The organism is Flavobacterium sp., from assembly GCF_044361065.1.
Taxonomy (GTDB): Bacteria; Bacteroidota; Bacteroidia; order Flavobacteriales; family Flavobacteriaceae; genus Flavobacterium.
The window spans coordinates 1-7,970 of the sequence record NZ_JBIKJI010000096.1 but is presented as its reverse complement, the minus strand read 5'-3'; the positions used below and the strand labels follow the sequence as shown (position 1 = coordinate 7,970).

Sequence of the window (7,970 nt, the reverse complement as noted above, 5' to 3'; positions counted from 1 at the left end):
ACCAGTTTCTAATGAATTTTTTACTTCTTCCATGAATGATTCTACAGTAGCTTGAACGTCACCTTTTTCAAGACCTAATCTTTCCGAAATTTTTGCTACGATATCTGCTTTCGTCATTTTCTTGCGTGTTAAATTTTATGTGTATTTTTTTGAGTGTGCAAATATATGAATTAAAAAAATACAAATTCAAACATAATGAATTAAAATTTAACCATATAAATGATTTATTTTTACAGCTTTAAATATTTTTATGAATTTTTCAACCAAAATTATCAGTTGGTATCAACAAAATTATAGAGACTTGCCTTGGCGAAATACCAATGATGCCTACAAAATTTGGCTTTCAGAAATTATTTTGCAGCAAACAAGAGTGAGTCAAGGATTGCCGTATTATATAAATTTTGTAACTGCTTTTCCTACCGTAAATGATTTAGCAAATGCCGATGAACAACAAGTTTTGAAGCTTTGGCAAGGACTTGGATATTATTCTCGTGCCAGAAATTTACATTTTACTGCTAAATTAGTTGTAGAAAACCATAAAGGTATTTTTCCAACTACTTACGACAAATTAATAAAATTAAAAGGAATTGGAACATATACTGCGGCAGCAATTGCCTCTTTTTCGGCAAACGAATCGGTTGCGGTTGTAGATGGCAATGTTTTTAGAGTATTATCGCGAGTTTTTAATGTTGATTATGATATTTCTCAAAATTCATCAAAAAAATATTTTATAGAACTGGCTCAAAAATTACTTTCTTCAACAAATCCTAATCTTCACAATCAGGCAATAATGGAATTTGGTGCGTTACAATGTGTGCCTAAAAGTCCAAATTGTTTAGATTGTGTTTTTAACGATAGTTGTGAAGCATACAAACTTAAAATTGTTTCGGAATTACCTGTAAAACTTAAAAAAAACAAGGTTAGCAAACGATATTTGAATTACATATTGGTTCAAGATGCCCTTGGAAACTATATAATGAATAAGCGAACGGGAAACGGAATTTGGAGAAATTTATATGAATTTCCTTGTATGGAATCCGAAAATGAATTGGATGAACAGAATTTGTTTCTTCAATTAAAAGAATTATATAACATTAAGAATTTTCAATATTATGATGCTTTTGATGTATTGCATAAGTTATCGCATCAGCATTTGAATATTAAATTTTACAGAATAGAAACCGAAGAAACATTGAAAAACACCTATACTTTTTCAGAAGTAAAACAATTGCCTGTTCCAATTGTATTGCATAATTTTATAGAAAAAATTGGTATATAAATAATATTTAGTATTTTTGATAAAAACATATAAGCCATGAACGGTACTTTAAACAAGGTTATTTTAATCGGACACTTAGGTGACGAGGTAAAAATGCATTATTTTGATGCTCAAAGTTGTATTGGAAGATTTCCATTAGCGACTAATGAAGTATATATTAACAAATCTACAGGAGAAAAAATAACTTCTACAGAATGGCATAATATAGTAGTGCGAAATAAAGCCGCAGAATTATGTGAAAAATACCTTTCAAAAGGAGATAAAATATATATTGAAGGAAGAATAAAATCACGCCAATGGACAGCTGAAGATGGCACAACAAAATATACTACCGAAATTCAAGTTACAGAATTTACATTCTTAAATACGAAAAAAGATTCAGATTTATCTAAAGCACCAACTTCAAATCCGCCAAGCTCAAAAGATGTGGATTTTGATTCGTTAGATTAAATCTTCTATAGAGAATAGAATATAGAAAATAGATTGTACTTTCTTAAATACACATAAATGAAAATTCGCCTTATTTTTAGCTTACTTTGTCTTTCTTTACTTTCTTGTGGAGATGATAAAATGCCCAAACCAACAGGACAATTAAGCTTGGAATATCCACCAGCAAAATATATGAAATTTTCAAATTCTTGTGGTTTCGATTTCGATAAAAACGAATTGGCAGATGTGAAAGCTACTTCAAATTGCGGATTGGAAATTCATTATCCAAAAATGAAAGCCACTGTGTATTTAACATACAAACCTGTTCAAAGTAATTTAGATAAATTACTAACTGATGCTCAAAAATTAACTTACGAACACGCTATAAAAGCAAACGATATTGCAGAGCAACCCTACATAAATCTGGATAATAAAGTATATGGGATGTTTTATCAAGTGGGAGGCAATGCTGCTACAAATGCTCAATTTTACGCCACAGATAGTACTAAAAATTTCGTTACAGCCAGTATGTATTTTTATTCTAAGCCAAATTTTGATTCTATACTTCCAGCAGCGGATTATATTAAAAATGATATGAGAAAAATTATAGAATCTATTAAATGGAAATAGTTTTTATTTTTTATAAAAATTCATATTAAAAATCTTTTCAATTTATTATATTTGGGACAACTTAACTTAATAATTATCCCTTTGAAAAAGATTTTATTTTTACTTACATTTTTATCCCTTTCTACATTTGCACAAGAAAAAAAATACCAAAGTTTATTTTGGGAAATTTCTGGTAACGGATTAACTAAAAAATCCTATATGTATGGCACGATGCATGTTTCCGACAAGGTTTCTTTTCATTTGTCTGATTCGTTTTTTGAAAAATTAATGGCTTCAGATTTTATTGCTAACGAAAGCGAACCAAATACTTGGACAGAATTGTACGATTTGTATGGATTTTATCAATCTACTCAAACAAGAAGAAATTTCTACACTAATTTTTATACTTCACCTATAGAAAAAGACTATTTATATTCTCTTTTTAGAGGTTCAAATTACAATTTAATTGGATTGTTATCTCGAACTAATCAAGCCAATCAAGAATTTCAAGAGGAAACCTATTTGGACATGTTTATTTATAGAACGGGAAAAAAATATGGTAAAAAGACATTAGGATTAGAAAACGTTAAATCTACTACATTAAATATCGAAAAAGCAGAGGCGGAAATGGATAGAAGCGAAGTAGATGAAAACAAACAAGCTATTTTAAAACTATTAAAAAAACGTTCTTATGCAGAGGTTTTAAGAGATGCATATCGCGAAAAAGATTTAGATTTATTGGATACGCTAAACGTGCTTTCCTCTCCAAAATTATACAACAAAGCCATGCTTTTTGATAGAAATGAAATTATGTCTACAAGTATGGATTCTATTATGAAAACAGGAAGTTTGTTTGCTGCAGTTGGTGCCGCACATTTACCTGGAAAAAACGGAATGATTGAAATGTTACGAAGAAAAGGATATACCGTAACTCCAATATTTTCTGATTATACTGAAAAAGGAAAAAAAATAAAAAAACAAATTGAAGAGTATTTTGTAAAGCCGGTTTTTGAAATAAACACAACAGCAGATGAAATGATTTCTTTGCCTTTGTTTCCTTTGGTTTTAAAAAATGGCGAAAATTTAGAATCTCCAGATTTAGGAAACGGTGGCTATATTAATGTAAAACGTATGTTGCTGAAGGATTTTATTAGCAAAAAAGACGAAAAATTCAATCATAAAACGCTTGATAGTTTATTTTTTGAAAATATTCCAGGTGAAATTTTAGAGAAAAAGACATACCAAGAAAAAAATAATTTTGTGTATGATATCAAAAGCAAAACTAAAACGGGTAAAAACGAAAGATATAGATATTATATAACACCACTTGAAATTATTGCTGTAATTATGAGTGGAGAAGGCGATTATGTTAGAAAATATGAAGATGAGGTATACAATAATATAAAAATTAAATCGTACAAACAGGAGTTGACAACAGTATTGCCAAACAAGCAAAATTTTAAAGTTACGTTACCTTCTTATTGCACAACTGTAGGAAATAAAAAAGACAATAAAAGACTGGAAGATACAGAAATTTATGCCTTTGACGAGCAAGAAAACGCGCATTATTTTGTTATAGAAAGTACGATGATGGATTATGAAAATTTAGAGGATTCTGAATATGAATTGAAAAGAATGCATTATGAATTTTATGCGGTTCACGAGTTGGATTCTATGCAAACAAGCTTTGATAAAAATAAATTTGAAGTTACATCGCAAACAAAATTAAAAGATAAAAATATATATCTAAAATCGGCCTTAAAAGGGAATAAATATTATTTATTGGGAACTGTAAATGCTTCAAAAAATAAGGTTGATGCTTTTTTCAACTCATTCGAAATTACAAAATCAAAAGAAGATATTGTTTATAAAACATTTAAAGATTCTACAGCTCATTTTTCTGTAGAAATTCCGAAACAAGAAAACGAATATTTAGATTTTAAATTTGAAAGAAAAAACAGGTATAAAGAAGATAATAAAACCAATCATTTTGAAGTAAAATACAAATCTTTTGATATTTTTTCGCCAAACAAAAGCAATATACAAATTACGTATTCGCAACCACATAGGTACGAAAGTTATGCCGTTTTAGATTCGCTTTTTAATCAAATTAAGAAAAACATTTCAGTAGATTTTGAATTTAAAAATTATACCGACAGCAATGAATTTAATTATTCTGACAGTGCCGTTGTAGTCGATTCTGTAGCAACAGAAGCCGTTAGCTTTAATTCTGTAGCAAACACTATTGATACAAATGAAAAGGACAAATTTAATCCGTTAGATTATAAATCAACTACTTGGGATAAAACATTGGCATTAACATCGAATCAAAAATTAGATTTGGTAAATGAAAAATTCACTAAAGACGAAGCCAACGATTTTTATGTGTATGAAGTTTTGGCTACAAAACCTAAAAGCACACAAGCTATTAAATATAAAATTGTACTCAAAAAAGGCGAATATTATACGCTCACAACTTTAGTTGATAAAAATTACAATAACGACAACCCTTTTATTGAAAAGATCTTTAATTCATTTAAAGTAGATGATGCTTCTATAACATCAAGAACCTTTTTTGAAAATAAATTCAGCATTTTTGAAGAAGATTTATATAGCGAACACGATAGTATACGCTATTCGGCAATAAAATCATTTAACAATTTAACGATTGAAGAATCGGATTTTTCAAAAATTAAAAATTTATTAGAAAATTTCGAATTTAGAAAAGAAGAAATGGACTTTAAAGGCGATTTGTTTGAAAGCATCGGCGCTTTAAAATCACCAGAAGTACTTCCGTTTTTAGAACAAGCGTATAAAAAACAAGACGTTTCAACACAAACACAATTTTCAATTTTACGTGCTTTGGCTTTACAAAAAAGCAAAGTGGCATATAAAAAAATTGCCGAATTATTAGATTATGATTTACCTATTTCAGAAAGATATGTAATTTCTGGATTGTTTAATTTATTTATGGCAGACCTCGAAAATGCTCAAGTTTTATATCCAAATATTTTAGAATATTATAGTATTAATGAATTTCACGAGCCAATAGTTGAGTTTGTGCAAGTGCTATTAAATTCTGAAAAAGTATCATCAAAAAAACTAAAATCATACAAAAAAATGCTACTTACCAATGCGAAATTAGAATACAAACGATTGGTAAGTTGGAAATTTGAAGATGAAGCCAGTGATGATGATGACGAATATAATTATGATGATGAAAATGTCGCACCTGTAGAAGCTCTAAATAGTTATTTATCTATTTTATATTCATTTAAAAATGAAAAAGATATGCGTCAATTGTATGAGAAAGCAGAAAAATTAAATATTGACGATTTAAATGTAGCTATTGCTAATCGCGAATTAGCCAGAAATAAAAAATTAGATAAACGTGTATTAGATAAATTAATTAGCAATCCAAAAACAAAATATACGGCGTTGCAAATGTTGTATCACAATAAACAAACGGAAGAATTAGCTGCGTTTAGTAAGGATAGTATTGTGATGAATGCCATTCATTATTATGAAGATTTTGATAAAAAAAATGATTCTATTGTGTTGTTGGATGAAAAAATAGTTACACATAACGACAAAAAAATATCGTATTTCTTTTATAAGAAAATTAATATAGAAGCTGATTCGTATGGTAAAAATACTGAAAAGTTAACCGCTATTGCTTTTGTTTATGATGAAAAAAATCAATTAAATCTAAAAGCTTTTAGACGATTTGATGCTGAAAAAATTATTGATGATAAAGAAATTGATCAGAAAATAAAAACGATGATTAATGAATCGCTAAATGACAATCACTTGCGAGTAAATTTTTCAAGTAATCCAGCAGAAGACAATTACGAAGAAGAGGAATATTACGAAGAATAAATGTTAAAAACCAAAAAGGAAATAGTATATATTATTTTGGCGGGTATTTTTATTACCAATGCCATTACTGCCGAACTTATTGGGGGAAAATTAATTCAAATTGGTCCTTTTGTATTAAGTATGGGTATTTTGCCTTGGCCAATCGTATTTATTACTACCGATTTAATTAATGAATATTTTGGTAAGCAAGGTGTGAAAAGGCTGAGTTACATCACAGCAGGTTTAATTGCCTACTGTTTTGTAATTTTGTTTTTTTCGATGAAAATTCCAGAAGCAAAAGGCATCAGTCCGGTTTCTAATGAAGAATTTACTGCTGTATTTGGTCAAAGTAATTTAATTATTGTAGGTTCGATTCTGGCATTTTTAGTGGCACAGTTTTTAGACGTCACGCTTTTTAGTTATTTTAAAAAGAAAACCGGAGAAAAAATGATTTGGTTACGAAGCACAGGTTCTACTGTGATTTCACAATTAATTGATTCTTTTATAGTAGGAGGAATTGCTTTTTATTTACCAGGAATTTGGAATACACAACAATATATAGAATTCTCATTAACGGGGTATTCATTTAAACTAATTATTGCAATTTGCTTGACGCCAATGATATATTTGGGCCATTATTTAATTAATACCTACATCCATAACAACGAAAAACCAATAGTAAATGACTAAGAGACGTTGCGCTTGGTGCGAAAAAACCGATTTATACAAAGAATATCACGATAACGAATGGGGAAAACCTGTTTATGATGATGCTACTTTGTTTGAATTTCTAATTTTAGAAACGTTTCAGGCGGGTTTAAGTTGGTATACCGTCTTAGTAAAACGAGATAATTTTAGAAAAGCATTTGCAGGTTTTGATGTGCAAAAAGTTGCTAAATTTACCGATGCCAAATTGCAAGTTTTAGCTGAAGATGTTGGAATAATAAGAAACAAGTTAAAAATAAAAGCGACAGTAACAAATGCTCAAGCCTTCATAAAAGTGCAAGAAGAATTTGGAAGTTTTTCTAAATATATTTGGGCTTTTGTAGACAACAAATCAATTGATAACCATCCAATAACATTAAGTGAAGTACCAGCAACATCAGAAATTTCGGATAAACTAAGTAAAGACTTAAAAAAACGGGGTTTCAAATTTGTGGGTTCTACAGTTGTTTACGCACATATGCAAGCCACAGGAATGGTAAACGACCACGTTGCAGATTGTTGGGTGAGAGGTTAGTAATCAGTGTTCAGTTTTTAGTATTCAGTAAAAAATAGTATTAAATTAAAATATAAGTATTTACAGTAAATCGTAAATCCCAAATCAAAAATCGTAAATCAAATGGATCCACTTCACGGCATAACATTAAAAACAATACTCGAGAAATTAGTCGAGTATTATGGTTTTGATACCCTTGGCGAATTGATAAAAATAAAATGTTTTAATGAAAATCCTTCTATAAAGTCGAGTTTAACTTTTTTAAGAAAAACTGAATGGGCACGTAAAAAAGTGGAAGAGTTATATGTAAGAAGTTTGAAGAAATTTGATGCGAAGTAAATTTGTGTAAATTTGTGAGAATCTGTATTCAAAATAAAGAAACCTTTGCGATTCTCTGCGTTCCTTTGCGAATCTCTGCGTAACAACTAACTTTTCATAATCGCTAAAAATTCTTCTCTTTCAATTTCTATACAACCTAAACTTTCTAAATGATTATTATGTACTTGGCAATCTAAAAGTTTATAGTTAGCCAATTCTAATTGTTTTGCTAAATGAATAAATGCAACTTTACTGGCA

At 29.1% G+C, this 7,970-nt stretch carries 8 protein-coding genes and 1 pseudogene; 7 read left to right on the top strand and 2 right to left on the bottom strand.

Going from position 1 to position 7,970, the window contains the following annotated elements:
• Positions 1-117 (bottom strand): HU family DNA-binding protein (locus tag ACIQ11_RS06940; protein ID WP_396153955.1); only part of this gene is annotated, 117 nt, incomplete at its 3' end.
• Positions 118-250: 133 nt separating this feature from the next.
• Here ACIQ11_RS06940 and mutY point away from each other — a divergent pair.
• The 7 genes from mutY (at position 251) to ACIQ11_RS06905 (ending at position 7,733) form a co-directional block, all read left to right on the top strand.
• Entirely contained in the window at positions 251-1,279 is a 1,029-nt protein-coding gene (gene mutY, locus ACIQ11_RS06935; RefSeq protein ID WP_396153954.1) for an A/G-specific adenine glycosylase, read from the top strand.
• Between the two features lie 36 nt (positions 1,280-1,315).
• Complete coding sequence (locus ACIQ11_RS06930; protein WP_291242426.1) at positions 1,316-1,729, top strand: single-stranded DNA-binding protein; 414 nt, start codon at positions 1,316-1,318, stop codon at positions 1,727-1,729.
• Positions 1,730-1,786: 57 nt separating this feature from the next.
• The gene (gene gldD / locus ACIQ11_RS06925) at positions 1,787-2,338 is read left to right on the top strand and encodes a gliding motility lipoprotein GldD (RefSeq protein ID WP_396153953.1); all 552 of its coding nucleotides are present in this window, start codon (positions 1,787-1,789) and stop codon (positions 2,336-2,338) included.
• Positions 2,339-2,419: 81 nt separating this feature from the next.
• Entirely contained in the window at positions 2,420-6,196 is a 3,777-nt protein-coding gene (locus ACIQ11_RS06920; protein WP_396153952.1) for a TraB/GumN family protein, read from the top strand.
• Positions 6,197-6,865, top strand: a complete 669-nt coding sequence (locus tag ACIQ11_RS06915; RefSeq protein ID WP_396153951.1) for a queuosine precursor transporter — start codon at positions 6,197-6,199, stop codon at positions 6,863-6,865.
• Positions 6,858-7,415, top strand: coding sequence for a DNA-3-methyladenine glycosylase I (locus tag ACIQ11_RS06910; RefSeq protein ID WP_396153950.1), 558 nt, complete (start codon positions 6,858-6,860; stop codon positions 7,413-7,415). Before ACIQ11_RS06915 ends, ACIQ11_RS06910 begins: the two co-directional genes overlap by 8 nt.
• A gap of 102 nt (positions 7,416-7,517) precedes the next feature.
• Positions 7,518-7,733, top strand: coding sequence for a VF530 family DNA-binding protein (locus ACIQ11_RS06905; RefSeq protein ID WP_396153949.1), 216 nt, complete (start codon positions 7,518-7,520; stop codon positions 7,731-7,733).
• An 86-nt stretch (positions 7,734-7,819) separates the two neighbouring features.
• Here the strand turns inward: ACIQ11_RS06905 and ACIQ11_RS06900 are convergent.
• Positions 7,820-7,970, bottom strand: a pseudogene (locus tag ACIQ11_RS06900) (leucyl/phenylalanyl-tRNA--protein transferase); the annotation flags it as partial.

Excerpts from the sequence above, each read along its gene's own strand:
- mutY (WP_396153954.1), top strand. The coding sequence starts at position 251 with ATGAATTTTTCAACCAAAATTATCAGTTGGTATCAACAAAATTATAGA.
- ACIQ11_RS06930 (WP_291242426.1), top strand. The coding sequence starts at position 1,316 with ATGAACGGTACTTTAAACAAGGTTATTTTAATCGGACACTTAGGTGAC.
- gldD (WP_396153953.1), top strand. The coding sequence starts at position 1,787 with ATGAAAATTCGCCTTATTTTTAGCTTACTTTGTCTTTCTTTACTTTCT.
- ACIQ11_RS06915 (WP_396153951.1), top strand. The coding sequence starts at position 6,197 with ATGTTAAAAACCAAAAAGGAAATAGTATATATTATTTTGGCGGGTATT.
- ACIQ11_RS06910 (WP_396153950.1), top strand. The coding sequence starts at position 6,858 with ATGACTAAGAGACGTTGCGCTTGGTGCGAAAAAACCGATTTATACAAA.
- ACIQ11_RS06905 (WP_396153949.1), top strand. The coding sequence starts at position 7,518 with ATGGATCCACTTCACGGCATAACATTAAAAACAATACTCGAGAAATTA.